Source organism: Sporosarcina sp. GTC18466, assembly GCF_055389225.1.
Map to the genome: position 1 here is coordinate 2,817,578 of NZ_AP044037.1, position 23,954 is coordinate 2,841,531.

Sequence of the window (23,954 nt, forward strand, 5' to 3'; positions counted from 1 at the left end):
GGAGATGATCGATCATGCCTGAAGCGTTTACGAACTTCCTGATTTTCTATGCACCGTTCCTGGTCCTCATTGCGCTGATTGCCGCCGCATTCGTCGTGGCGCCGATGGATGGCAATGTTGTCCGGAAAGAAGGCAAACGTGCTGGACGAGACAGGAAAAAGCGCAACTGACTGGGGAAGGAATGTTCACTGTACCTGTGGACATTCCTTTTTCTATGCACTCATCATGTAATGGTGTGTGATTGCCTGCAAAAGTGCTACACTAGACACATACGAAATGTGGAGGAACAGAAGAATGTCTTTTATTGTAAATCAAAACGACCGCCTCACTGTCCATGTCGAAGATCTAACTCATGACGGATCGGGAGTCGCAAAAGTGGAAGGGTATCCCTTATTCATCCCTGGCGCGCTGCCTGGGGAGGAAGTCGATATCAAAGTCGGAAAAACCTTGAAAAACTATGGCTTTGCTCAATTGCTTGAAGTGAAACAGGCGTCGCCTGACCGCGTGGTAGCACCGTGCCATGTGTTCTGGGAATGCGGCGGATGCCAGCTGCAGCACCTGTCGTACGAGGCGCAGCTTGCGCAAAAGCAGAAACAGGTTCGCGATGTCATCGACCGGATTGCGAAGCTTCCGCACGTGCCTGTCCATCCGGTGAAAGGGATGGAAGATCCGTGGAGATACCGGAACAAATCACAGATCCCATTCAGTGAGCGGAATGGACGCGTTGTCTCCGGATTCTTCAAACCGCGCACCCATCATATCGTTGATACGGATGTCTGCATCATCCAGAGTGAGGAAGCGGACGAGCTCATGTCGACGCTGAAGCATGAAATGCATATGCTTGGCATTGATGCCTACGACGAGAAAGCGCACCGCGGCATGCTGCGGCACTTGATCGTCCGGAAAGGGAAGGCGACAGGTGAAATCATGGTCGTCCTCGTCACGTTGAAAAAGAAATTCCCCCAAAAGCAGACGGTTGTGGAGCTGATCAAACGGGTCGTGCCTGAAGTGACGTCAATTATGCAGAACGTGAATCCTGACAAGACGAATGTCATTTTCGGCAATGAAACAATCAACTTGTATGGAAAACCCGTTATCATCGACAAGATCGGCGATATCCAGTTCGAGATTTCTGCGCGTTCTTTCTATCAGGTGAACCCAGAGCAGACGGAAGTGCTGTACGGGCAGGCGCTGGATTATGCAGAGCTGTCAGGAGACGAAACAGTGATCGACGCTTACTGCGGCATCGGTACGATCTCCCTGTTCCTTGCGCAGAGGGCGAAAGAGGTATACGGTGTGGAAATTGTGCCGCAGGCGATCGAAGACGCCAAGCGCAATGCAGAATTGAACGGCATCACCAATACCTTTTTTGAAACAGGGGCGTCTGAAGACGTCATTCCAAAGTGGTATGAAGCTGGCAAGCGGTTTGACGTCCTCGTCGTCGATCCGCCGCGAAAAGGATGCGATGAAAAGCTGCTGGAAACGATCCTCGCCTACAAGCCGAAGCGCGTCGTCTACGTCAGCTGCAACCCTGGCACACTCGCCCGCGATATGCGGATTTTAGAGGACGGCGGCTACCGGGCGAAAGAAGTGCAGCCGGTCGATATGTTCCCGCAGAGCAGTCACGTGGAGTGCGTGGCGTTGATCGAGTTGCAATAGGTTGGTGGTAATGGTTTTGTGGTTTTCAGGTGAATAGTGAAGTGTGTTTTATGTTCCCTCGGACGAATGGTTCGGGGGATTTTTTGACCCCCGAGGGTTAGCCTTGATGCAGAACTAAATGACAAAAAGGGCTTTGAATTAGTCTCCAAGCCCTCATTGATATTCGCACGTATTTATGAAGATTGAGCATCCTCGTAACGATTTCTGCTGAATCGTCAATTCCTCTTCCAATAAACATTTTCTCTTTTATGTTTGATACCATCAATCCAAACAACAGATTCTTCTTCATTAACTTCAAACACTAAAATTACTTGATATAAACCAAGCCTTACCCAGTAGCCTTTTAAAGCCCCGGTTGTTATTTGTTTTGCAGTCAAAGCGGGCATGTATGACAGTCGTCCAAAGGAATCCAAGTATATCTGTTCCTTAACTTCTAAAGGATATGCAAGTATACCACTCAATTCATCCAGAGCAGTTTTTGACCAAAAGACTTTATAGGTTTTGTTCACTTTCGGACTCCTTGATCTTGTTCTGAAGATAGGTTAGTCCCTGTTTTTGATCAAAAATCCGTCCATTTAAACGATCTTCCTGGCTGTTTTGCACTTGACGGATAAGTTCTTTATCCTCCGAGAAAAGAGACAAATCAATTTGATTAATGGTTTCCCTTTCTCGTTTCATGTTTAGATAACCAATAAAATCATATACCTCAGCTGCATCTTCTTCGTGAATCATGTCAACCAGCCGTTTCAGTTCGTCACGGTTAACACTCAATTGAAACACCGCCTTGTTATTTCGTTAGCATCATTATAGCACTGAATGCCAAATTGGAGAATGATGAAAAGGCTTAGAATAAACCTCCAAGCCTAAATTGTTCATTATGCAATCTGACGCTAAACTCAAATATAAATATAACTTTACTCCAGACCTATTTCAAAAATGTCATCATAAAGAATCCTTTCATTTCTAATGAAATATATATAAGGTATGACCTTAAAATTCGTTACATGTTTTTCCAATGCGACAAATCTATAATGACTATTGTAACTCATAGTTTGCGCAGAAAACTGTTGCACTTATTTCCAGTTTTTGGTCCCCAATCCTACGCGAAAATCTATTCTAATAAAATGAGAACACATGTGGAGTGCGTGGCGTTGATCGAGTTGCAATAGGTTGATGAGATATGTTCCCTCGGGCGGATGGCTCGGGGGGATTTTTGGTGCTAGGGATCTGCTTTTAAGCGAGAACTGAAAGCAATGCGACAATCCATGTTTCTATAGACATAATGATTACCAATCAATAGTCGCTGTATCTGTGAATAGAGAATTGAATAGGTGAATATAATCATCTAGCGCCGATTTCTCCATTTGACACGCCGCGGTGTTGGTGTAGAAATACTATTGAAGGGATCTGATAATCGATATGTCACGTGCTCGAGGCACTCGGAAACTGAAACGGAAACGGCAGTGGGGGACGGAGCGGGACTCAACGCCTCTGCCCGTTTTCCATGACAAGCCGCCTGTCCGGAAAATGGTCTATGGCGGGTTAGCTATCATCTTGACAATCGGATTCTGGATTGCCTATGTGATAACGACTATTATACAGGAGTATTTTAAGGGGCCGATTACGTATCAGTTCGTAATGGAATCCGTAGGGTATCTGCTGATTGTCACTTTTTTAACCTTTTCAGCCTTAATGTATCTCATAGCACGTCAGGGTGCGATGCAGCGATTTAGTAAACATGTACGCATACCTCGAGCTGATATCGACAGATACTTAGAAGACAATCAGCCTGAAATCACTGTACTGGTACCATCTTACGATGAAGAGCCGGAAGTCGTGCGCAAGACCCTGTTATCTGCTGCTCTACAAGAATATCCCCGGATCCGAGTTGTTCTTCTCTTGGACGATGCCCCCTATCCAACCGATCCAGCGGCTTCAGTTCGACTCAATGCCACCCGGCAGCTGGTTCAAGATATCACTGATTCATTTGCTGCTCCCCGTCAACTGTTTGAGTCCAAACTTGTAGAATATCAACAGGAAGACTCACAGCGTAGCAGACTAGAGATTACAAAGGAGTTGGCTGAACATTATGCATGGGCGGCCAACTGGTTAGATGAGCTGGTCAAGGAGGAAGAAGTTGGTGACCACGTTGGAGAATTTTTTGCAGGTGAAGTGGTAGGCGGTTTATCAAATGAGTTGCGATTGGTTCATGAAGCATTGCTGGCTTCCTACACCGAAAAAGTGAGTCTGCCTGCTGGCAGGATCAATCAACTTTATAAACGGCTGACCTGGATATTTAACACGGACCTGGATGTCTTTGAGCGTAAAAAGTTTGCTTCATTATCTCATGAACCTAATAAAGCCATGAACCTCAATTCGTATATCGGACTTATGGGCCGGACGTTCAAACAGGTACAAACGCCAGATGGTCCTATACTGGTATCCGCGGCTGAACATCATAATGGAGAGAGTATCACATTTCCGGATAGCGAATTTGTACTTACCTTAGATGCAGATTCCATACTGCGTCCAGGATACTGTTTACGCTTGGTCTATTTCTTGCAGCAGCCGAACAATGAACGTGTGGCGGTCGTACAGACACCTTATTCCTCATTCCGCGGAGCCGCTACCCGCATTGAACGGATTGCAGGAGCTACAACTGACATCCAACATATATTACACCAGGGCATGACTTGCTATAACGCAACATTTTGGGTCGGGGCCAATGCGATCATACGGAAATCTGCATTGGAAGATATCTGTGAGACGGAGTGGGTGGGTAACTTTGAGATAAGAAGGTATATCCAGGATCGTACAGTTATCGAAGATACGGAATCCAGTGTTGATCTAGCCAGATATGATTGGACGCTGATCAACTATCCTGAACGACTCAGTTATAGCGCAACTCCCCCTGATTTCGGTTCGCTTATTGTACAAAGGCGTCGATGGGCGAATGGAGGGCTGATCATCTTGCCGAAGATGTGGTCTTTGGTTCGAAATCGTAAAAGACAAGGAAATGGTGTGTCGAGGATAGAGGTATTACTTCGTTTGAACTATCTGGCCTCTATTGCTTGGGCTAGCATTGGACTGTTAATCATGTTAGCGTACCCTATAGACGGGCGTCTCTTGAGCCCATTTGTTCTCTTTGCAGCATTGCCATACTTCTTGGCGATGTCCAGTGATCTTAAGTATTGCAACTATAAGCGACGTGACGTCTTCAGAATTTATGGTTTCAACCTAATCTTATTACCAGTGAACTTAGCTGGCGTGCTGACATCCATACAGCAGGCTCTAAGCACCCGCAAAATCCCCTTTGCTCGAACTCCTAAAATCAAGGACCGCACAATATCTCCCATGCTATACGTCCTTTCTCCTCTCCTCATAATTGGAATCTCACTATTTATTTTTTGGCGTGGCGTCGTACTGCAGAATTGGGGCAATGCCGCTTTTGCAGCATTCAATATTCTTACGGCCACCTGGGCTGTTGTGGAATTTATCGGCATCAAAAATACAGTTGTTGATATATGGCTCGGCATCAAAAATTGGTTATACGTGCCCGTAAAGAAAAATAAGAAGCAAGAGCAAGCAAAGCCTCTTAGCTGGCAAGCGATTATTTATCATGGTGATGGCGAGATGGAGTTGTCTGGTCACGCCTCATATCGGAGTGCATTGACTTCATTACCAGCCCAAGCAGAAGGAAATGAAGTGATGCGCTCATGAACGAGTACAAGAAACGTGCGGATAAGGAACTGCGTTTATCACCATGGCGGCTTTTGTTTTTACTTATGGTCATTGCTGGCCTGGTCACTAGTACTTTCCTTGGCATAACGGGCAGGCTGGGGAATTTGTGGGTCTCTCATGATGAGTTGCCAAGTCAATGGTTTGCACCTTACGTTGACGTGACTGCTACACCGATGTTCATGTTTCAAAACGTAGGTTCCTTCGAGCATAAGGATGCAGTTCTTGCCTTCATTGTTTCTGATCCGGTACATTCTTGTACACCATCCTGGGGCGGTGCGTACACTCTGGATCAAGCCAGTGAAATGCTTGATCTGGATCGGCGCATTGCTCGATTAAAACAGCAGGGCGGCAGTGTTGCCGTCTCCTTTGGAGGTGTAAAGAACAATGAACTGGCAGTCGAGTGTACAGCCACAGAAGAACTCTTCACCGCCTACCAATCAGTTGTTGACAGATATAATTTGACAACGATAGACTTGGATCTTGAAAATGCCGGGCTTACGGACACAGATGCCGGCAGACGACGTGCTGAAGTAATCGCCAAATTACAGCTGGAAAGGCGTGCAGTCGGCAAGAAACTGGCGGTATGGGTAACGCTCCCTGTCTCACCTCAAGGATTGAGTCAGGACGGTACGAAAGCTGTTGAACAGCTGCTTGAGCATGGTGTCGACTTAGCAGGAGTGAACGTTATGACAATGGATTACGGATCAAGTCTAACGCCTGATCAGACAATGTTGGATGCTTCAGAAAGTGCACTCCTACAGACTCATCGACAGCTCAAGATACTTTACAAGCAAGCTGGTATCAACTTGCGTGATGAAACTTTATGGTCGAAGATTGGTGCAACACCCATGATTGGCCAAAACGATTATAGAAATGAAATTTTCACCTTGAATGACGCACAAGCTTTTAATAAGTTTGCTCAGTCGCAGGGGGTTGGCCGGATGTCCATGTGGTCGGTCAACCGCGATATCATGTGCGGAAGTAATTATGTGGACGTCGGCATCGTTTCAGACGCTTGTAGTGGTGTACAGCAAACGAAGTTCGGTTTTTCCGAGTTGTTAGGCAGGGGTTTTAAAGGGAGTATCGTTACGAGTGCCGGTCTTATAACAATGTCTGACCAGGAGTCTGCCAGTCAGCAGGAACCTGACAATCCTGAAACAAGTCCCTACCAGATATGGTCACCGGCGGTCATGTATCTGGAAGGTGAAAAAGTAGTTCGAAACCATAACGTGTATGAAGCCAAGTGGTGGACAAAAGGCGACGTGCCAGACAATCCGGTTCTTCAGTCATGGGAGACACCATGGAATCTCATAGGTCCCGTAATGCCTGGTGAAAAACCGATATCACAGCCTGCCGTTCCGCAAGATACTTATCCGCCCTGGAGAAAAGCGACTAAATATGCGGCCGGTCAGCGGATCATCTTCAAAGGAGTGCCTTATCAAGCCAAATGGGTTAACCAGGGTGAGAGTCCGGCTTCAGCATTGTCCGACGCTGCTGGCTCTGCTTGGGCGCCGCTCACACAGGCGGAGGTAAAAGCTATACTTATAGAACTGCAGGAAAAGGCTGCAAAAGAGAAGTAATCATGTAGTCCATCCGGTAACTAGGATGGACTATATTTTTGTCTGCGGATTTCCCGCCGATCATTTTAATATAAGTGCAAAAAAAGTCATAATGGTAAGCAAGTATGTTTTTCGGGGTAAAGGTGAACGAGCGATAAAAATAGGAAGGGATCGGATTATTCTATGTCGGATATGAAAGATGAAATCATTTTAAGAGGACTGAAAGAAAACAATCTGAAAAATATAGATCTGACGATACCGAAAGAGAAGATTGTCGTGTTTACCGGCCTTTCCGGTTCAGGAAAGAGCTCGGTTGTTTTTGACACAGTAGCGACTGAAAGCAGAAGGCAAATGACGATGAACTATCCTTTGTATGTCAGGAATCAGATGCCAAGGTATGAGCGGCCGCATGCTGATCTGATGCAGAATCTCAGTCCTGTCATCGTCGTGGAACAAAGGCCGATCGGGGGCAACTCCCGGTCAACAGTTGGGACATACATGGATATCAATCCGTTAATCCGGCTATTGTTTTCAAGGATCGGACAGCCGGCAATCGGTTCCGCCAATGATTTCTCGAGCCAAAGCTCGTTCGGCAGATGTCCGGAATGCGGCGGTTTTGGAGAAGTGATTGCACCGGATGTAAATAAACTCGTCGATTTCGATAAATCACTGCGGGAATATGCAGTTCAATTTAAGCCCTTATCCCCATCCGGCTGGCAAGGCCATTGGATGATGACATGTGGATTATTTGATCCGGATCTGCCTTTGAAGGACTACTCCGAAGAAGACCTTCACTTGCTATTGTACGGTCCTCGGGAAGGTGAACGGGCATATGCACCGTTCCATACAAAGAACGGACCTCATAACGCAGAGTGGGATGGATTGCTGCCTAGATTTACACGGGTGTATATCAATCGGGATATCTCCAAGCTGAAATCCGTTTCCCAAGAGGATGTATTAGCCATGTCCTCGCACTCATTATGTCCGACTTGCCAAGGGTCCGGCCTCAATCCTAAAGTCTTGGAATGCCGGATCAACGGCTTGAACATTGCAGAATACGACCATTTGGAGCTGCCGGAAATACTTGCGGAACTGAAGGCTATAAAAGATCCGATGGGTGAATCGATCGCCAGGCAGGCAATTCCATACGTAACACAGCTAATCAACATGGGATTAGGGTATTTGAGCCTATCCAGAAAAATGGGGACCCTTTCTGGAGGAGAAGCGCAACGGGTGAAAATCGCCCGTCACTTAGGGAGCAGCTTAAACAACATTACGTACATCTTCGACGAACCGAGTGCGGGGCTGCATCCGGAAGAAGTGGAACTGTTACTTCAAATGCTCAATCGTATAAAAGAACACCATAATACCGTCATCGTCATTGAACATAATCTATCCGTCATCAAAGCGGCTGATGAGATCATCGAGATGGGGCCGGGTGCAGGCGTGAATGGCGGGGAAGTGGTCTATTCTGGAGATCTGGCAGGATTGTCGGATACTCCGACTGCTATTGCCCTAGAGCAGAAACTTACTATTAACCGGAGTCCAAGGGAACGAAATGGAAGTTTTTCAATCAAAGGAGCTTCGGACAATAACTTGCGGAAAGTGGATATTGAAATTCCGAAAGATGTACTCGTGTCTGTTTGCGGCGTATCCGGTTCAGGAAAGAGTTCGTTGATATTGGAAGCATTCAAAAAACGGTATCCCGAATCGATTACCGTTGAACAAGGCGGTATCGGTATTTCCAGCCGTTCAACGATGGCTACCTACATGGGGATCATGGATGATATACGCACAACATTTGCCAAAGCGACAGGACAGCCAGCGGGATTATTCAGCTTCAACTCATTAGGAGCTTGTCCCGTCTGCAACGGAAAAGGGGTTCTGACGCCGGAAGTGGCATTTGCAGATCCCGTGACGATCCCTTGTGAAGCATGCGGGGGCACGAGATATTCCGATGAAGCGTTATCCTATCGATTTGAAGGCAAAAATATTATAGAGATCTTAGCGTTAACCATTGACGAAGCCGCTAATTATTTCACACAGCAAAAGATATTGAACAGGGTGCAAACGCTGCAGAATGTAGGACTCGGGTATCTGACATTAGGCCAGACGACAAGTTCTCTAAGCGGTGGAGAAATCCAGCGGCTTAAACTTGCGAGCCAGCTGCAAAAAGAAGGCCAAATCTATTTGCTGGACGAACCATCCCTTGGATTGCACGCAAAGGACAGAAAGAAACTTCTGGATGTCTTTCAAAAGCTTGTGGAAAGAGGAAACTCGGTCATCATCATTGAACACAATCTGGACATGCTGGCAGCGAGCGACTGGATCATAGAAATGGGACCGGGAGGCGGAAAGCGGGGCGGTCTCGTATTGTTTGAAGGCACGCCAGTAGAAATGATGAAAGCGGACACTGTGACGGCTAAATGGTTACAGGCAGGTGTGGAAATGTGAATGGTAGGAACTATACAATTTTGGTTTAGTGCACTGTATACGGACTGATTCGATGAACGGACAAGTCAGACAATGTATAATGGAATCGTTCAGAAGAAGTATGGAAAGGAGATCATCTGATGGCACAATCATTGCAAGGGAAAGTGGCGTTCATCACAGGGGCTGCCCGGGGCATCGGAAAAGCGGCGGCGATTGCCTTGGCGAAAGAAGGCGTGCATGTCGGCTTGCTCGCAAGAACGGAATCCACATTGAAGGAAGTTTCGGATGAAATCGGTAAACTGGGAGTGAAAACAGCTTATGCTGCGGCGGATGTTTCTTCTCAGGAGCAGGCGGAAAAGGCAATCAACATCCTGACAGAACAACTGGGCGAAGCTGATATTCTCATAAACAATGCGGGGATCGCGACATTCGGCACCGTGCAGGAGATGGAGCCCGCAGAATGGAAGCGGATCATCGACGTGAATGTCATGGGCACATATTACGTGACGCGCGCGGTGCTGCCGCAGCTGATCGAAAAAAACAGCGGAGACATTATCAATATCGCTTCGACTAATGGCTTAAACGGTGCTGCCACATCAAGCGCGTATAGTGCATCCAAATTTGCAGTGATCGGATTTTCCGAATCGCTTGCGCAAGAGGTGCGCCGCAACAATATCCGGGTATCAGCGCTTGCCCCAAGCACGGTCGCTACAGACTTGGCGCATGATCTTGACCTTATCAAGGAAAACAACGAGACCAAAACGATCCAGCCGGAAGACATCGCAGAAGTGATTGTCAGCCAATTGAAGCTGCATCCTCGTGTCTATACGAAGACAGCGACGTTCATTGCGACGAATCCTTTTTAATTCAAGTAACCTGCTAACCCGCATGCTGAAAACGGCATGCGGGGTTTTTAAGTTGCAGGCGGTCAGTTCCGAATGATGATATAGACGAAATAGATAAGATAAAAAATGGCGAGAACAATTCCTTCGCGCTTGCCGATTTTGTAGCCGGTCCTGGCGAAAATCAACAGAACGAATGTCAGCAAGATCATGAATAGCACATCCAGCAGGACTTTTCCGTTCACTGCCAGAGGTGAGATCACAGAGGAGACACCCAGAACGAATAGGATATTGAAAATATTGCTCCCGACAATGTTCCCTAGTGCAATTTCACTCTCTTTCTTCAAGGCCGCGGTGATGGAAGTGACGAGTTCGGGGAGGGACGTGCCGATTGCAATGATGGTAAGCCCTACGAGGGTTTCCGACATGCCGAGTGAATAAGCGATTTTTGTCCCATTATCGACAACCAGATCTCCTCCGAAGATGATAGCAGCGAGCCCTAAGAGGGTGATGAAGATGCTTTTCCCCCAGTTGCCCGCAGCAGGAACGGGTTCATTCAAAGTCTCTCTTCTGCTTTTCAAGCCATGTTCAATGACATAGTACATGAAAATGGATAGAAACAAGAGAAAGATTAAACCGTCTCCGCGCGAGATCACATTGCTGCTGAATCCTTGCAAGGCCATATCGCTCATGAGGATGAGCAGGGCGATGCTCGCGAGCAGGGTGAAAGGGATTTCCTTCTTGACGCTTTCGCTCTCCACCTTCAAAGGATGGAGGAAGGCGGCTATGCCGACAACGAGAGTGATGTTGAAGATATTGCTTCCGACTACGTTTCCGACAGCGACGCCCGCACTGCCGTCAAGAGCTGCGATAATACTGACGGTCGCTTCGGGAGAACTGGTTCCGAATGCGACGATGGTCAGACCGATCAAAATAGGCGGAATCCGCAGAAGGCGTGCAATATTCGAGGAGCCGTCAACGAAAAAGTCTGCTCCTTTGATCAGTAAAGCGAATCCGGCAAGCAACAGCAGGTAGACCATATATATGCCTCATTCCTTTCAGTTTTCTGCTCCTTCTTCTGTCTATTCATACCCACTTAGCAGCATTATAAATAAGGATGCTTAACTCTGTGCGTAAGTTCATTGTACCCAGGCTCCTAAGAAGAACCCTGTATGTATTGGAAAACCCCCGTGCAAAGACGGGGGTCAGATTGTTTACTGAGAACGAACACCAAGCTTATCAAAGACAAACGCATACACTTCAGCAGCTTCCTTCAAGTGATTGAAACGCCCGGACGCGCCGAAGTGGCCGGCGCCCATGTTCGTCTTCATCACGAGCAGATTGTCATCCGTCTTCAGATCACGCAGGCGTGCCACCCATTTTGCAGGTTCCCAGTAGCCGACACGCGGATCGTTGATGCCGGTTGTGATGTAAAGATGCGGATAGTCTTTCGCCTCGACATTATCGTAAGGGCTGTACGATTTCATATAAAAGTAGTCGTCCGCTTTTTGCGGATTGCCCCATTCATCCCACTCGAGAGTCGTTAACGGTATGGAAGTGTCCAGCATCGTCGTTATAACGTCAACAAACGGCACTTCTGGAATCAGCACTTTGAACAGATCTGGCGCCATGTTCGCGACCGCTCCGATCAGGAGGCCGCCAGCACTGCCGCCGCGCCCTGCAAGCAGATCGGGAGTTGTGTAGCCTTCCGCTATCAGATGTTTCGCAGCCGCAATGAAATCGGTGAATGTATTCCGCTTGTGCTGCATCTTCCCGTCTTCGTACCATTGACGCCCCATTTCAGACCCGCCCCGGACTTGCGCGGTGACGAATACGACGCCTTTATCCAAGGCGGGCAGTCGGTAAGGACTGAAATATGGATCGCTGTTCGATCCATAGGAGCCGTATGCATGCAGGATTGTCGGCGCAGGTCCGTTATCGAACGCGCCTTCTTTATAGACGACATTGAGCGGCACTTTGACACCGTCTTCTGCAGTCGCCCAGAGCTGTTCCTGACGGTAGGAAGACGGATCATATTCACCGCTGACCGGAGCTACCTGCAGACATGTTTTCTCTTCAGTTGCAAGATCTATGCTGTAGGTCGTCTCAGGGGTCAGCAGCGACTCATACTCGATCAACACCTCAGTCGCATCATAGTCCTGGTTGCCGATGACGGATACAGAGTAGATCGGCTCGTTCCACTCAATCTGTTCCAGGGCGCCGTCTTTCAGCTCCCAGACTTGTGTTAAGCCGTTTTCTCGGCCGGATAGGATCAAGGCGTCCCTGAAAGGATACATGCCTTGGAGGAACCGTTCTTCCTTGTACTCGATGACACTTGTCCTGTTCCGCAGATCATCGAGCGGCGCACGGAGCAGCTTGAAGTTCAGTGCGTTTTCGTTTGTCAAGATGAGCAGGTCATCGCCCCAATCCTCGACGTCGTACAAAATTCCTTCGCGGCGCTCATCGAGGATTTTTGGCTCCTTGAGAGGAGAGGATGCGTCGATCATTCGGACTTCACTCGTTGTCTTGGAATGGGAGTAGGCAAAGATGTATCTGCTGCTCTGTGACTTGCCCAAGTAAAGAGTGAACGTTTCATCCTTCTCTTCGTAGATCATTTCATCGCTTTCCGTGCCGCTGCCGATACGATGGCGCCAAAGCTGGTTTGGACGTTCGCTGTCATCTACCGTTATGTAGAAGAGGTAGTCGCCGCATTCACTCCACTCCAGGCTGCCGTATATATAGACATTTGAAATCGTGTCTTCCAGCAGTTCGCCAGTCTCCATGTTTTTCACAAAAACGGTATACCGGTCCGTGCCGTCCCGGTTTTCAAGGTAGGCCAGGCGGTCATGGGCACTGTTCATGCGCTGGGCGGTGACGCTCAGATAGCCGTCTTCTTCTGCCAGTTCATTCAGGTCGAGTACAATTTCCTCTTTGGCATTTTCGAGTCCCTGGCGGCTCTCCGCTTTCTTGCGTGCATAGATCGGATACTGCTTGCTCTTGTCCAGGCGCGAATAATAGAAGTAAGCGCCGCGTTTCACAGGAACATTTGTCTCCGATTCCGGCACGCGGTCCACCATGCTCTGATAGATTTCCTCGGTCAGGTCCTTCAGCGGATCCATAACGCTTCTGAAATAGGCGTTCTCCGCTTCCAGATAGTCAATGACCTCCGGGTTCGAGCGTTCTTTCAGCCAGTAATAATCGTCTTCCCGCACATCGCCATGCAGTTCGTGGGGATGGGGGATGCGTTTTGCTACAGGTGGTTTCATGGAATTCTCCTCTCTTTCATCTCCTTCTATTTCGGGATGAACTCTTGGGAATCCTTTAATTGTGTGAAAATAGCAGGCGGGCAAGAAGGATTTTTAATTTCGTTATAGAAAGGTATAAAGATATCTTAAAGGAAAGATGTGATGACATGAATCCATTTGTATTTGCCTGTATCGCCCCGCACGGAGGGGAAATCATTCCTGAGCTGAAAGGGAATCAGCCTGAGCGGATGCGCCTGACGAGGGAGGGCACTCCTATGAAGCCCCGACCTATTTCGGACTGATCTGCGCGGAAGTAAAGTGAACGGGCGAATAGGCATATGTCCTATTCGCCCGTTTCCATGATTGATCAGCCAAAAAACAGCCAGGCGATGAGCGGTGCAAGAATCGAACAAAGAATGGCGCTGATCGTCATTGCAACCGAACTCATGGAAAAGGCGAGCTCCCCGAATTCCGCTGATTTTGCTGTGCCGAGTGCGTGGGAAGCGCTCCCGAGCGCGAGCCCTTTTCCGACCGGGCTGTCCACTCTTGCCAATTTGAACAGATAGGGAGCCAGAATTGAACCGAAAATCCCCGCAATCATGACACTGACGACTGCCATGGAGGCATTGCCGCCGAGACTATCGGCGACTGCAATCGCAATCGGGGTTGTCACGGATTTCGGCAGGATCGACAGGCTCAAAGACCGGCTTAATCCGCTGACCTTTGCAAGTATGGCAACGCTTAGCATGCCGAACGTGCCGCCTGTCAAAACGCCTGCAAGAATCACGATTATATGTTTCTTCAGGAATTCCCGTTGCTTGTAGAGGGGATAGGCAAGAGCGACAACCGCCGGACCGAGCAAGGAATTGATCCACTTTCCGCCCGCCATGTATGTCTCGTAGGGAATAGAGAAAATCGAAAGGATGAGGATAATGGCAACCGTCGATGTCAAGACGGGCAGCAGGAAGGGAAGAGGGAACCGTGTATATGCTCTTGTCATAAGGAAGTAGCAGCCCATGGTCAGCAATACCATTGCTGCCGGCAGTATTATTTGCTGCATGCCTTTTCGGCCTCCTTTCTGTCCCTTCTTTTTTCAATCCGCTGGCTTACTGCCCCAGTGACGGCGATGGTAAGCACCGTGCTGACAAGGACTGCTAAGAATAAAAGAAGCCCATGAATCGACAGAAGGGAAGGATATTTCATGATTCCAACCGTCATGGGGATGAACAAAAGGGTCAGTATGCCAATCAGGAAGCCCGCGCCGTCTTCGATCAGCTTGGCGGGGATCACCTTCAGGCATAGGCAGACAAACAGCAGCAGCAGGCCGATGATACTGCCGGGTAAAATCAGGTGAAAAGTGGCTTGAAGCAAGTTGCCGGCATATGAAAATAGGAAAAGGATGCCGATTTGCAGGCAAATCCGGATCAGTTTCATGCAGTCGCTGTTTCTTCGGAAAGAAACGGCTTCCTTCTTTCTCTATAAAGTCAGTGCTCACACGAGTATATCACAAGCATTCGCCTGAAACAATGTCGCAGCAGGCTTCGCACATCCGCATGCATGCTTGCATATGGTGAATAGGCGTAAGAACCAGAAAGGGGAGGATGCATTGAACTTTCAATCATTCAGCGGCAGGGTGATGGACATCTCGGATTTTTATCTGAGTCCAGGTGATCCGGCGGCTGGCTGTTATCAGCTATTCATGCTGGAGGGAGATCAGGGTTCTCCAGTTCAGTTCGTCATTGAACCTGGCACATATTTTGTGGATCATGCAATGGTGAAGAGGGGCGACCGGGTGATCGGGTTCTTTGATGCCGACTTGCCTGTACCGCTCATTTACCCGCCGCAATACCGGGCGGTCGCCATGGCGAAGGAAGAACCGGGACGATTTGTGACGATCGATTATTTTGACGGTCTGCTTGTGAACAGTACGGGCACTTTGAAACTGAATCTCGGAAAGAGGACGAAAATGGTGTTGGAGAACGGTCAGGCATTTACAGGAGACCCGAGAAACCGGATTCTTCTTGTTGTCTATGGCGCAACGACCAGAAGCATACCTGCACAGACCACCCCCGATCAAGTGGTTATCATCTGCTGAAAAAGCCGGGCAATCGCCCGGCTCTATGCATCACAAGTATTCCTTCTCGATTGTCAGCGTGCTTCTCACCGTGTCGATCGGCCGCACCATGCGTTCGATCGACTCGCGCTTCGGTTCGAGAAACGGCGGCAGTGACAGCTTTTCACCGAGTGTCTCGTACGGCTCATCACCCATGAAACCGGGTCCGTCCGTCGCCCATTCAAACAAGATGCCATGCGTGAAACGGCAGTAAAGCGATTCGAAGAAGAAACGGTCCACATGGCCGGATGTCGGGTAGCGGAAACTGCGCATATGCTGGATCCACTCATCAAGAGCTGCCCTGTCAGCGACCCGGAATGCCGCATGATGGACTGTGCCGAACCCTTGCTGTCCTCTTGGCAATGCAGTGTTCAACTCGACGATGACACGGGCGCCATTTCCGCCCTGCCCCATTTCAAATAGATGGAAGTCCCCGTTAGTCGCAATTTCCTTCATTCCCATCACTTCCTGAAGAATATCCTTGAAATGCATAGTATCAGACACCCGGATATGGACAGGCCCTAGACCGGTAATCGCGTATTCCAGCGGAACAGGGCCGTCCTGCCAAGGCGAGCCGGACGGGACGCCAGCGTTGTTTTCATCAGAGACGAGCATATACTTCTGATCGTCAAAATCCGTGAAGGAAAGTGTACGTGTACCGAAAAGTTCTTGGATACCGGTATGGACGACATCATATTTATCAAACCGTTTCACCCAGTAACCAAGCGCCTCATCGCTCGGTACACGGAATGAGGTCTTATGGATTTCATCAGTTCCATGCGTTCCTTTTGGGATGCCCGGAAAGTCGAAAAAGGTCATGTCGGTGCCCGCCGATCCTTTGTCATCCGCAAAGAACAGATGGTAGGTGCGGATATCATCCTGATTGACAGTCTTCTTCACCAGTCGCATGCCGAGCACGAACGTGAAAAACTCATAATTCTTCTCGGCGCTGCTTGTGATTGCCGTAACATGGTGGATTCCTTTCAATTCATTCATCGGACACACTCCTTTTTATCTTGAATTCAAGGTAATTATAAGAGAGGATCTTTTGCTTGTCAATAAAGGGGCTTGTGCATATAGAGGTTGGACAAGGGGTAATCAACTAGAAAGATCATCTGCTGTTTGCTATAGTGAAGGCAGAACAATCGGCAGCAGAAAGCCAGGAAAGGGGGTAATCATATGAATCAGGCGGCAATGGAGTATTGGAAGCTTTACTCAGCGGGAAAGGAAGTGCCGGAATCGGTCAGTGCATGGGCATTTGGCGATTCGCCGGACGAGTTTGCCCAATCCGTGATCGATGGAAGGAAGACAGCTACCTGTTCTGCCCGTATCCTCTACGAGATGGAGAACGAGCCGCTTCCAGAGACCGGGGAGCACAGCATCATCTTGAACAGCCGCGAAGAGCCGGTCGCCATCATTAGGACAGTCGATGTGTCGATTGTGCCGATGAATGAAGTGACGGAGGAATTTGCACTGGCGGAAGGTGAAGGGTCTTTCCGTGACTGGAAGGAAGCACATGAACAATTTTTCAAGCAGGAACTGGGGAAAGCAGGAATTGCCTTTAAGGACGATCTGGAACTTGTCTGTGAACGGTTTGAACTCGTCGATGCCCGTAATGAATGGAACGCACAAAGTCGATGAACAGGAAAGACGCATGATCGTATGCGTCTTTCCGTTTTGCCGGCTTTCATTTATTTGATCAGGATTGTAATCTCGTCCTTATGGGCTTTGTATAAGCGGTCCAGTGCCTGGCTCACCTTCTTATCGAAGGCTTTTACATCATTCAGGCCTTCTTCAATTTCCTCTTCACTGAACATCTCTTCCATGAAGGCTGACAGGTAGGGATCCTGCTCGCTTCTCAGTTCGGCGAATTTTTCATAATACTGATCAGGCTCCATTCCGAGCTTATCAGCCTGCTGCTTAATGAAATCCCTCATCGTATTATCTTCAATCTCCTCAAAGGGGACCGATAACATGAGCTCTTTCTGGGTCCGCTTGTCCTCTGAAATATCTACGCCCCTGCGTTTCATCTCTTGTATGAGCACTTCTAGTTTTGCGCTACCTTCGATATTATCCAGCACATCCTCATCCCGGTAGAGAAGCCTCAGATCACCGATCGTTATTTCTTTGCCGGAAACGATTGCCGCGACATCGCTGTCTTTGTAGCCGTCCAGGCTATTTTTCCCTGAGTCGCATCCGAGCAGCGAGATGAGCATGACAAAAGCAACGATGAAAAGTGGAATCATCTTCAAGTCAAGCACCTCCTGATCTATTGAAGCCTGCTAGTCCATTGTTAGTTTTTGCATCGTGGAAAAGGCAAAGAGCACAAGATGGTAGATCTTCTGCTCTTTGCTTGTTTAGCGCTCTACATTCGTTTCATATAAGTGGATCCAGTCTTGCACACTCATTTTGGATACAAGTTCACCTAGGAGCTCATACGGGATCTTTTTCGGATTGGTGAACCGGATGCAACTTTTGCCCATATTCAATTTGGTGTCCATGTGTTTCGGGTAGTTCTCTTGAAACCAACCGAGCAGCTCAGGGCTGCTATAAAGACCCATATGATACAGGGCCAGATGTTTCTTCTGCGCAGCTAAGCTCAGAAAAGGCAAGGGGGTGTTCGCTTCGCAATGGTAACCGGCCGGATAGGTTCCGAGCGGTACAACATACGACGGCATGCCATTTTGCATCGTACACGTAAATCCACTCGGAATCCTTTGGTCGATCATGCCTTTGAGCTCCCGAAAGGCATTTGCCCATTTGGGGTCTAGTCCGTCCATGTAGGTTTGCATCTGGTCGTCCATGTTTTCATCTCCTTTGATTGTCGCTTGCTTTAGAGCTTTTTCAATTTGATTCGGTACATCATGCAGTCCGGCAGCGGGGCAAGCTCATGATAGATCCACTTTTCGTAATCCATGGCACCGCCGGGAAAGATGCCTGTTATGAGCAGGCCGGCCTGCGAGCAGAGCTCACTGACCTCTTCAACAGTATAGCAGCGCAAGGATTGCGTGACGAGGGAATCAGGGGTGCACGGATTCCACCAGCTGTCCAGCATCCTGCTGTTTTCTTCGTCAAATCCATACCGCCGGGACGCAGCCCCAAGGTTCATCTCCTGGCCGGCCGCCTTTTGCCAATGCTCGGGCTTGTAGATGTCGATCAGCGCGCACCCGTCTTCCGCCATCCAGTCCCGGATCCGTTTCAATAAAATCAGCTGATCCTCATCCGTGCCGATGCCGAACCCGTCGAAATAGCCGACCGCGTCAAATGTGCGGGAAAACTCATATGTGTAGAAATCACCTTGGTGGATGTCAATCGTCTCTGGAGAGATTCCTTTTGAATAGGCGACCAGATCTGGCACGAGCTCAAGCGTCGTCATCGAAATGCCGATGGAATCGAGATGCCTTGCAAGAGCCCCCATGCCGGCGCCGATTTCAAGCATCGACCGGATCGGTTTTCCTGCCTGTTCGACCACGTCGGATGCTTGTCTTGTAAGATCATCCTGCATCGTCTCTTCCAGGCTGCTGTCCAGCCATTCAAATTGTCTCTTATAGAAAGGGAGTACCCATTTGTGTGTTGTCATGTTTTATTCCTCCTGTAATGATAATGCGCATTACAGATGTGGCTTCAAATTCCGAATACCCATATTGATCGCTCCTCTCTGCCTCAATATAACACACCTGCCAAGCAGAATCTTCCGTTTTTCAGAATTTACGTTATGGTACAATGGTAGAAGGATAAATAAGGGGTGTTATTATGGCGATGCCGACTCATATTGTCGCAGCAGGAGGAATTGTGGAAGATCGGGAAGGGAACATATTGCTTGTGAAAACGCAGCACGGGGGCTGGGTATTTCCGGGCGGCCAAGTGGAAGTGGGGGAAAATGTGATTGATGCGGTCATACGGGAAGTGAAAGAAGAAAGTGGCATCGAGATTGAAGTGTCCCGGCTGCTGGGCATTTATTCAAATACAGCAATCCATAAATGGCATGATGGCATCACCGATGTGCCGACCAAAGTGATGATGGACTTCGTCTGTACACCGGTAGGCGGAGAGCTCACTACATCGGAAGAAACATCAGACTCCCGCTGGGTGCCGCGCGGAGAAGTCCTCGCCTATATGCAGGCTGATGCCTACTGCACGCGATTCAACGTATACTTGGAAAATCTCGGCGGTGTAAAGTATATGGACTACGTGACCCATCCGGAGTTCGAGGTGAAGATGGAACGGCAGGTCTGATGAAGATAAAAAAGAGAAAGGGCGCGATGCCGCTTTCTCTTTTTTATGATTTCATGTCCATCAACGAGGGTAGTTGATGGACTTCTTTATTCCGATAGGCGGATTTCGCAGAGAGAAGGCTTTGGATCGCCAGCCGCAGAGACTTCTTGAACTGGATATCAGATGTGAACTCCAGCTCTTTCCATTCTTTCACGTGTCCCGGGTGGAGGCCTGAGACAAGGATGGAGAATCCGAGGAGCTGCAGCATGCTCACCAGCTTTTCGAAACCGTTCAATCCGCCTTGTTCGATGTGTCCGACAGCTGTGAAGTCGATGATCACTGTTTCCACATTCGATGTGTAAGCACGCCGAGTCAGCGTGGATGCGATGATTTCCGACTTATGCTCATCAAGGCCGCCAAAAATAGGAACAAGAGCGACTGTATCCGTCAATTCGATAAAGGGAGAGGAGAGCCTGATGTTTTCCTCCAGCAGGTTTTCTGCCGTTTCCTTCGCTTCCAGCAGTTCGAAATTGGTTTCGTTCAGGCGGGAACGGATTCGTCCTAACTGTTCACTCACTTTTATAATTGCACGGTCCTTCTTGATAATAGCTACCTCGCCAGCCATCTGATCGTCCCAGGATACATAGAAATCGGCGAGCAGGACTTCGCCTGAGCTTGAAAGTGCGTTGATCTCAAGAGCCTCGATGGATGGGGACTGCAGAATGTGCCTCTCCATTTTTGACCGGCTCTCCGGCTCAATGATCTCAAGAATGCTTTTTCCGAGGGCAAATGTATGTACTGCAGCTTGATTGGCCTTCAGGATATTCAAGTTCTTGTCAATCGCATACATAGGAATCGGCAAGGAGGAATTAGGAAATGACATTGATCGGTTCCGCTCCTTTTTCTGCATACACTAGCCAATCTCGAAGTTCCCGCAAATTCGGCATGGCGATCACTTGACCAGGACCAGCCTCCTGCTTGAAGTTGGCGTGAGGTGCCATGCGGCCCCCGATGACAATGGTCGGACGGCTAACCGTATTCGCGAGCACTTGTACAGATTTCCGGAGCATCGGCAATCGGTAAGAAAGGGCAGCCGACATGGCAACCACATCGGGCTGCCAGGCGTTAACCGCCGTTTCGGCATGGCGCAGCGGAAGGTTCGGGCCGAGATATCGCACCATCCAGCCGCATTCTTGGAAAACTGCCGCTGCCATCTTCAGTCCGATATAATGTTCTTCGCCCTCCACGCCGAACAGCATCACTTTTTTGCAGCTGGCATGTTGTTCTGATGAATTCCTGAATTCGTAATCCGAAATGACATAATCACATACACCGGTCGCCAGATGTTCATCCGCCACCGATATTTCGTTCCGCTCCCATAGGCTTCCAATGTGGCTCATTGCAGGTGTAAGAAGATCCTCGTATAGCATCAGCCGATTATCTTCAGACATGACCTCGGTAATATATGCAATGGCGGCATGTTCATCTCCTGTCAGGAACAGTTCCGCCAGCTTGATGTAATGGTCTGCCATTTGATCCCTCCTTGTCAGCCTGTTTGCCGTAATGTAGTAAGTGCTTGCTGTAAATATTCCAAATAAGCTGTTTCTCTCTCTGGATCCAGCTTGCCGGGCAGTATAGCCAGCAGTCGTTCGAAATTATCCACAATCAATTCGGTACCTACGTTCCTGCTTGTCAATACCTGGTCAAGCCATTTTGTATAATCAATAAAGAACCGAATATCGTTCATTTGAAAAGCGGTTTCGAGATGTTCCAGATGATGGTAGTTGTCTTCAGCAGTGCGCTTGTGGCCATTGTCGCCGAACTTTTCCCACAGCCATGGATAGGCCTCGTAGATCTGCTCCACAACTTCTTCCACAACCTGCTCTTTGAGCTCCTGTTCCACTAATCCGCCACCACCTTATACTGGGAGACTTTTGGGATGATCCCCGCCAGCTCCTGATCCGGATATTTCTTCTCAAGTTCATGAATTTCCTTGAACTCCGCACTGCGCACCCATTCTAGATAGTGTTCCCGCGTGTCCCATTCCATATGGACTACGAGCTCACCGGGCCGCTTTTGATTCTGAAGTAATTGAAACGACAGGAATCCCTCTGCCTGATCAACCCGCTTCGACCGGCTTCTGTAGATCCCAATCACTTCATCCGCCTTCTCGGACGGAACTTGGAATGTCGAATTGACAATATACATGGCAGGGCTCCTTTTGCTGTTCCAGATATTGATTGTCTATGGGCTAGTGTAACATAGTGCCAGGGAATTAAAAACAGATTGTCCTATTATTCTGGCGAGGCTGGGTAAGCAGCTAGGAGAGTGAATCTGTTCTTTCTTACGCAAAGTAATGTGACGCGCGAGAGGGAGAGGGAGGGGCCCCGTGTAGGTGGATTGTTCACCCTGCTAGTCGGTCGTTCTTTTGCATGAACTGATCAATCCTTGTTCCGCTATGGAACAATCAAAAAACCAGGAGGACACGGTGTCCGCCTGGTTTCCTATTTCCATGGGAGCAGCCGATTCTCAATCCACTGCAACAGCCGGTTGAATGCGAGGCCGAGCAAGGAGAGGACGAGCACGCCTACCATAAGTTTTGTAGTGATCATGAGATTGCCGTAATGGAGTACCATGGAGCCGATGCCGTTTTGAGCAGCGATCATTTCGGCTGCGACGAGCAGGAGCAGCGAGGTGCCAGCTGCCAGTTTCAGGCCGGCGAAAATCATCGGGAGCGCCCCTGGCAAGATCACTTTCCGGATGACGTTCAGATGGTTTGAGCCGAATGTGACGGCGGCTTTGATCAGGATTGGGTCGACGCTTTTAACACCTGAGTACGTATTAATGACGACAGGGAAGAAGACGCCAAGTGAAATGATGGTCACTTTGGACAGCTCTCCGATTCCAAGCCACAATACGAACAGCGGCAGCAGTGCAATTTTTGGTATCGGATAAATGGAATAGACTACAGGTGTACCGACAGCGTCCGCCCATTTGGAAAAGCCGAGGATCAGGCCAACAAGGATGCCGACTATTGAGCCGATCACATAGCCCATCCCGATCCGGTACAGGCTTGGCGCCAGGTTCTTCAAAATCTCGCCGCTCCGCAGCATGTCCCAGCCGGTCGTGATGATGGCTGACGGAGCGGGAAGGAAGAGCGGCGAGACGATATGCAGGCTGCAGATGATTTCCCAAACGGCGAGAATGCCGACCAGTCCAAGGACAGAGGCGTAGAGGGGGACCTTCTTATCAAGGAAGGCGACCCGGTTCGTGATTATTTTCCGGGAGCTCCCGCTAGATTTCCCCGCTGGCGGAGTAGGCTCCGCGATGTCTGGTTTCGTCATAAGGTTATTTGTCATAAGCGTCTCACTCCTTCAGTGCCTCTACTGCATCGTGGCGGATCAATTGCCAGATCTGTTCCGTATAGCGATTGAACTGTTCCAGATGCTCCCCATTGCCACGGCCCATTTTCGGCAAATCGATTTCGATGATCTCTTTGATCTGTCCCGGATGCCGCGACAGGACGATGACCCGGTCCGCCAAATAGACGGCCTCTTCGATATTATGTGTGACATAAAGGGTGCTGAGCTGCGTGCGATTCCAAATCGTCAGCAATTCTTCCTGCATGAGCGTGCGCGTTTGGGCATCAAGAGCGGAAAACGGTTCGTCCATCAGGAGAAGGTCCGGCTCGACAGCAAGCGCCCGGCCGATGCCGACCCGCTGTTTCATGCCGCCGGACAGCTGTTTAGGGTACGCATCCTTGAACTCCGTCAGGCCTACCATATCAATGTAGTAGTTGCCTTTCTCCCGCTGTTCCTGCTTGCTCGCTTTTCGTTCTTGCAGTCCGTATATGACGTTTTCGTAGACAGTACGCCATGGAAAGAGGGCGATTTCCTGGAAGACGATCGCAAGAGACGGATCTTTTGCCTCGTCTTCCATGCCTTCGAAATACACACTGCCCTCGGTCGGTGACAGCAAGCCGCCGACAATATTTAACAAGGTCGATTTTCCGCAGCCGCTTGGGCCTACGAGGACGACGAACTCCTTTTCATTGATAGTGAAGTTAATATCCTTAAGAGCGGTCGTCTCTTCATGTTTTGACCGTTTGAATGTCTTTCCGACATGGTCGATGACAATTCTCATGCTG

The 23,954-nt window shown here is 49.0% G+C and carries 25 protein-coding genes; 9 read left to right on the top strand and 16 right to left on the bottom strand.

Features of this window, described 5'->3' with window-relative positions; translation table 11 throughout:
* Positions 1–14 precede the first annotated feature (14 nt).
* Both cydS and rlmD read left to right on the top strand, forming a co-directional pair.
* Entirely contained in the window at positions 15–170 is a 156-nt protein-coding gene (cydS, locus tag ACZ5FK_RS13935) for a cytochrome bd oxidase small subunit CydS family protein (protein ID WP_464805477.1), read from the top strand.
* Positions 171–294: 124 nt separating this feature from the next.
* Positions 295–1,659, top strand: coding sequence for a 23S rRNA (uracil(1939)-C(5))-methyltransferase RlmD (gene rlmD / locus ACZ5FK_RS13940; RefSeq protein WP_464805478.1), 1,365 nt, complete (start codon positions 295–297; stop codon positions 1,657–1,659).
* Positions 1,660–1,874: 215 nt separating this feature from the next.
* On the opposite strand, the gene ACZ5FK_RS13945 is transcribed toward rlmD, so the two are convergent.
* On the bottom strand, positions 1,875–2,168 hold the full coding sequence (locus ACZ5FK_RS13945; protein ID WP_464805479.1) for a type II toxin-antitoxin system RelE family toxin: 294 nt from the start codon (positions 2,166–2,168) through the stop codon (positions 1,875–1,877).
* Complete coding sequence (locus ACZ5FK_RS13950; RefSeq protein ID WP_464805480.1) at positions 2,152–2,430, bottom strand: hypothetical protein; 279 nt, start codon at positions 2,428–2,430, stop codon at positions 2,152–2,154. The genes ACZ5FK_RS13945 and ACZ5FK_RS13950 overlap by 17 nt, the downstream gene beginning before the upstream one ends.
* Positions 2,431–3,213: 783 nt before the next feature.
* Between ACZ5FK_RS13950 and ACZ5FK_RS13955 the strand changes: the two genes are divergently transcribed.
* From ACZ5FK_RS13955 to ACZ5FK_RS13970, 4 genes are all read left to right on the top strand, one after another.
* Positions 3,214–5,379: a glycosyltransferase family 2 protein gene (locus tag ACZ5FK_RS13955; RefSeq protein WP_464805481.1), complete on the top strand. Its 2,166-nt coding sequence runs from the start codon at positions 3,214–3,216 to the stop codon at positions 5,377–5,379.
* On the top strand, positions 5,376–6,980 hold the full coding sequence (locus ACZ5FK_RS13960; RefSeq protein ID WP_464805482.1) for a chitinase: 1,605 nt from the start codon (positions 5,376–5,378) through the stop codon (positions 6,978–6,980). Before ACZ5FK_RS13955 ends, ACZ5FK_RS13960 begins: the two co-directional genes overlap by 4 nt.
* Positions 6,981–7,142: 162 nt before the next feature.
* Positions 7,143–9,413, top strand: coding sequence for an ATP-binding cassette domain-containing protein (locus tag ACZ5FK_RS13965; RefSeq protein ID WP_464805483.1), 2,271 nt, complete (start codon positions 7,143–7,145; stop codon positions 9,411–9,413).
* Between the two features lie 119 nt (positions 9,414–9,532).
* Positions 9,533–10,258 (top strand): 3-ketoacyl-ACP reductase, encoded by a 726-nt coding sequence (locus tag ACZ5FK_RS13970; RefSeq protein WP_464805484.1) that lies wholly within the window; start codon positions 9,533–9,535, stop codon positions 10,256–10,258.
* A 62-nt stretch (positions 10,259–10,320) separates the two neighbouring features.
* Here ACZ5FK_RS13970 and ACZ5FK_RS13975 read toward each other — a convergent pair whose 3' ends face one another.
* From ACZ5FK_RS13975 to ACZ5FK_RS13990, 4 genes are all read right to left on the bottom strand, one after another.
* Positions 10,321–11,274 (bottom strand): calcium/sodium antiporter, encoded by a 954-nt coding sequence (locus ACZ5FK_RS13975; protein WP_464805485.1) that lies wholly within the window; start codon positions 11,272–11,274, stop codon positions 10,321–10,323.
* A gap of 174 nt (positions 11,275–11,448) precedes the next feature.
* Complete coding sequence (locus tag ACZ5FK_RS13980; RefSeq protein ID WP_464805486.1) at positions 11,449–13,500, bottom strand: S9 family peptidase; 2,052 nt, start codon at positions 13,498–13,500, stop codon at positions 11,449–11,451.
* A gap of 346 nt (positions 13,501–13,846) precedes the next feature.
* Entirely contained in the window at positions 13,847–14,539 is a 693-nt protein-coding gene (locus ACZ5FK_RS13985) for an LrgB family protein (protein WP_464805487.1), read from the bottom strand.
* The gene (locus ACZ5FK_RS13990; protein WP_464805488.1) at positions 14,527–14,913 is read right to left on the bottom strand and encodes a CidA/LrgA family protein; all 387 of its coding nucleotides are present in this window, start codon (positions 14,911–14,913) and stop codon (positions 14,527–14,529) included. The genes ACZ5FK_RS13985 and ACZ5FK_RS13990 overlap by 13 nt, the downstream gene beginning before the upstream one ends.
* Positions 14,914–15,085: 172 nt before the next feature.
* Between ACZ5FK_RS13990 and ACZ5FK_RS13995 the strand changes: the two genes are divergently transcribed.
* On the top strand, positions 15,086–15,574 hold the full coding sequence (locus ACZ5FK_RS13995; RefSeq protein WP_464805489.1) for a hypothetical protein: 489 nt from the start codon (positions 15,086–15,088) through the stop codon (positions 15,572–15,574).
* Positions 15,575–15,604: 30 nt separating this feature from the next.
* Here ACZ5FK_RS13995 and ACZ5FK_RS14000 read toward each other — a convergent pair whose 3' ends face one another.
* A complete protein-coding gene (locus tag ACZ5FK_RS14000) occupies positions 15,605–16,588 on the bottom strand; it encodes a ring-cleaving dioxygenase (RefSeq protein ID WP_464805490.1) in 984 nt (327 codons plus the stop codon).
* Between the two features lie 183 nt (positions 16,589–16,771).
* Between ACZ5FK_RS14000 and ACZ5FK_RS14005 the strand changes: the two genes are divergently transcribed.
* Positions 16,772–17,233, top strand: a complete 462-nt coding sequence (locus ACZ5FK_RS14005) for an ASCH domain-containing protein (protein WP_464805491.1) — start codon at positions 16,772–16,774, stop codon at positions 17,231–17,233.
* Positions 17,234–17,283: 50 nt separating this feature from the next.
* On the opposite strand, the gene ACZ5FK_RS14010 is transcribed toward ACZ5FK_RS14005, so the two are convergent.
* From ACZ5FK_RS14010 to ACZ5FK_RS14020, 3 genes are all read right to left on the bottom strand, one after another.
* Positions 17,284–17,844: a hypothetical protein gene (locus tag ACZ5FK_RS14010; protein WP_464805492.1), complete on the bottom strand. Its 561-nt coding sequence runs from the start codon at positions 17,842–17,844 to the stop codon at positions 17,284–17,286.
* A 105-nt stretch (positions 17,845–17,949) separates the two neighbouring features.
* The gene (locus ACZ5FK_RS14015; RefSeq protein WP_464805493.1) at positions 17,950–18,396 is read right to left on the bottom strand and encodes a DUF1801 domain-containing protein; all 447 of its coding nucleotides are present in this window, start codon (positions 18,394–18,396) and stop codon (positions 17,950–17,952) included.
* A gap of 29 nt (positions 18,397–18,425) precedes the next feature.
* The gene (locus tag ACZ5FK_RS14020) at positions 18,426–19,172 is read right to left on the bottom strand and encodes an SAM-dependent methyltransferase (RefSeq protein ID WP_464805494.1); all 747 of its coding nucleotides are present in this window, start codon (positions 19,170–19,172) and stop codon (positions 18,426–18,428) included.
* Between the two features lie 173 nt (positions 19,173–19,345).
* On the opposite strand from ACZ5FK_RS14020, the gene ACZ5FK_RS14025 reads away from it, so the two are divergent.
* A complete protein-coding gene (locus tag ACZ5FK_RS14025) occupies positions 19,346–19,828 on the top strand; it encodes an NUDIX hydrolase (protein ID WP_464805495.1) in 483 nt (160 codons plus the stop codon).
* A gap of 43 nt (positions 19,829–19,871) precedes the next feature.
* Here the strand turns inward: ACZ5FK_RS14025 and ACZ5FK_RS14030 are convergent, their stop codons facing one another.
* The 6 genes from ACZ5FK_RS14030 to ACZ5FK_RS14055 all read right to left on the bottom strand — a co-directional run bounded on the left by ACZ5FK_RS14030 (position 19,872) and on the right by ACZ5FK_RS14055 (position 23,950).
* The gene (locus ACZ5FK_RS14030; RefSeq protein WP_464805496.1) at positions 19,872–20,690 is read right to left on the bottom strand and encodes an STAS domain-containing protein; all 819 of its coding nucleotides are present in this window, start codon (positions 20,688–20,690) and stop codon (positions 19,872–19,874) included.
* The gene (locus ACZ5FK_RS14035) at positions 20,677–21,339 is read right to left on the bottom strand and encodes a cobalamin B12-binding domain-containing protein (protein WP_464805497.1); all 663 of its coding nucleotides are present in this window, start codon (positions 21,337–21,339) and stop codon (positions 20,677–20,679) included. The genes ACZ5FK_RS14030 and ACZ5FK_RS14035 overlap by 14 nt, the downstream gene beginning before the upstream one ends.
* A 14-nt stretch (positions 21,340–21,353) precedes the next feature.
* Positions 21,354–21,710 (bottom strand): hypothetical protein, encoded by a 357-nt coding sequence (locus ACZ5FK_RS14040; protein ID WP_464805498.1) that lies wholly within the window; start codon positions 21,708–21,710, stop codon positions 21,354–21,356.
* Entirely contained in the window at positions 21,710–22,015 is a 306-nt protein-coding gene (locus ACZ5FK_RS14045; RefSeq protein ID WP_464805499.1) for an antibiotic biosynthesis monooxygenase family protein, read from the bottom strand. The genes ACZ5FK_RS14040 and ACZ5FK_RS14045 overlap by 1 nt, the downstream gene beginning before the upstream one ends.
* Positions 22,016–22,311: 296 nt before the next feature.
* A complete protein-coding gene (locus ACZ5FK_RS14050) occupies positions 22,312–23,166 on the bottom strand; it encodes an ABC transporter permease (protein WP_464805500.1) in 855 nt (284 codons plus the stop codon).
* Positions 23,167–23,173: 7 nt separating this feature from the next.
* Entirely contained in the window at positions 23,174–23,950 is a 777-nt protein-coding gene (locus ACZ5FK_RS14055) for an ABC transporter ATP-binding protein (RefSeq protein WP_464805501.1), read from the bottom strand.
* Positions 23,951–23,954 lie beyond the last annotated feature (4 nt).

Bases quoted from the DNA above. Each gene is read 5' to 3' on its own strand.
- cydS (WP_464805477.1), top strand. From the start codon at position 15: ATGCCTGAAGCGTTTACGAACTTCCTGATTTTCTATGCACCGTTCCTG.
- rlmD (WP_464805478.1), top strand. From the start codon at position 295: ATGTCTTTTATTGTAAATCAAAACGACCGCCTCACTGTCCATGTCGAA.
- ACZ5FK_RS13960 (WP_464805482.1), top strand. From the start codon at position 5,376: ATGAACGAGTACAAGAAACGTGCGGATAAGGAACTGCGTTTATCACCA.
- ACZ5FK_RS13965 (WP_464805483.1), top strand. From the start codon at position 7,143: ATGTCGGATATGAAAGATGAAATCATTTTAAGAGGACTGAAAGAAAAC.
- ACZ5FK_RS13970 (WP_464805484.1), top strand. From the start codon at position 9,533: ATGGCACAATCATTGCAAGGGAAAGTGGCGTTCATCACAGGGGCTGCC.
- ACZ5FK_RS13975 (WP_464805485.1), bottom strand. From the start codon at position 11,274: ATGGTCTACCTGCTGTTGCTTGCCGGATTCGCTTTACTGATCAAAGGA.
- ACZ5FK_RS13980 (WP_464805486.1), bottom strand. From the start codon at position 13,500: ATGAAACCACCTGTAGCAAAACGCATCCCCCATCCCCACGAACTGCAT.
- ACZ5FK_RS13985 (WP_464805487.1), bottom strand. From the start codon at position 14,539: ATGCAGCAAATAATACTGCCGGCAGCAATGGTATTGCTGACCATGGGC.
- ACZ5FK_RS13990 (WP_464805488.1), bottom strand. From the start codon at position 14,913: ATGAAACTGATCCGGATTTGCCTGCAAATCGGCATCCTTTTCCTATTT.
- ACZ5FK_RS14000 (WP_464805490.1), bottom strand. From the start codon at position 16,588: ATGAATGAATTGAAAGGAATCCACCATGTTACGGCAATCACAAGCAGC.
- ACZ5FK_RS14005 (WP_464805491.1), top strand. From the start codon at position 16,772: ATGAATCAGGCGGCAATGGAGTATTGGAAGCTTTACTCAGCGGGAAAG.
- ACZ5FK_RS14015 (WP_464805493.1), bottom strand. From the start codon at position 18,396: ATGGACGACCAGATGCAAACCTACATGGACGGACTAGACCCCAAATGG.
- ACZ5FK_RS14020 (WP_464805494.1), bottom strand. From the start codon at position 19,172: ATGACAACACACAAATGGGTACTCCCTTTCTATAAGAGACAATTTGAA.
- ACZ5FK_RS14025 (WP_464805495.1), top strand. From the start codon at position 19,346: ATGGCGATGCCGACTCATATTGTCGCAGCAGGAGGAATTGTGGAAGAT.
- ACZ5FK_RS14030 (WP_464805496.1), bottom strand. From the start codon at position 20,690: ATGTCATTTCCTAATTCCTCCTTGCCGATTCCTATGTATGCGATTGAC.
- ACZ5FK_RS14035 (WP_464805497.1), bottom strand. From the start codon at position 21,339: ATGGCAGACCATTACATCAAGCTGGCGGAACTGTTCCTGACAGGAGAT.
- ACZ5FK_RS14045 (WP_464805499.1), bottom strand. From the start codon at position 22,015: ATGTATATTGTCAATTCGACATTCCAAGTTCCGTCCGAGAAGGCGGAT.
- ACZ5FK_RS14050 (WP_464805500.1), bottom strand. From the start codon at position 23,166: ATGACAAATAACCTTATGACGAAACCAGACATCGCGGAGCCTACTCCG.
- ACZ5FK_RS14055 (WP_464805501.1), bottom strand. From the start codon at position 23,950: ATGAGAATTGTCATCGACCATGTCGGAAAGACATTCAAACGGTCAAAA.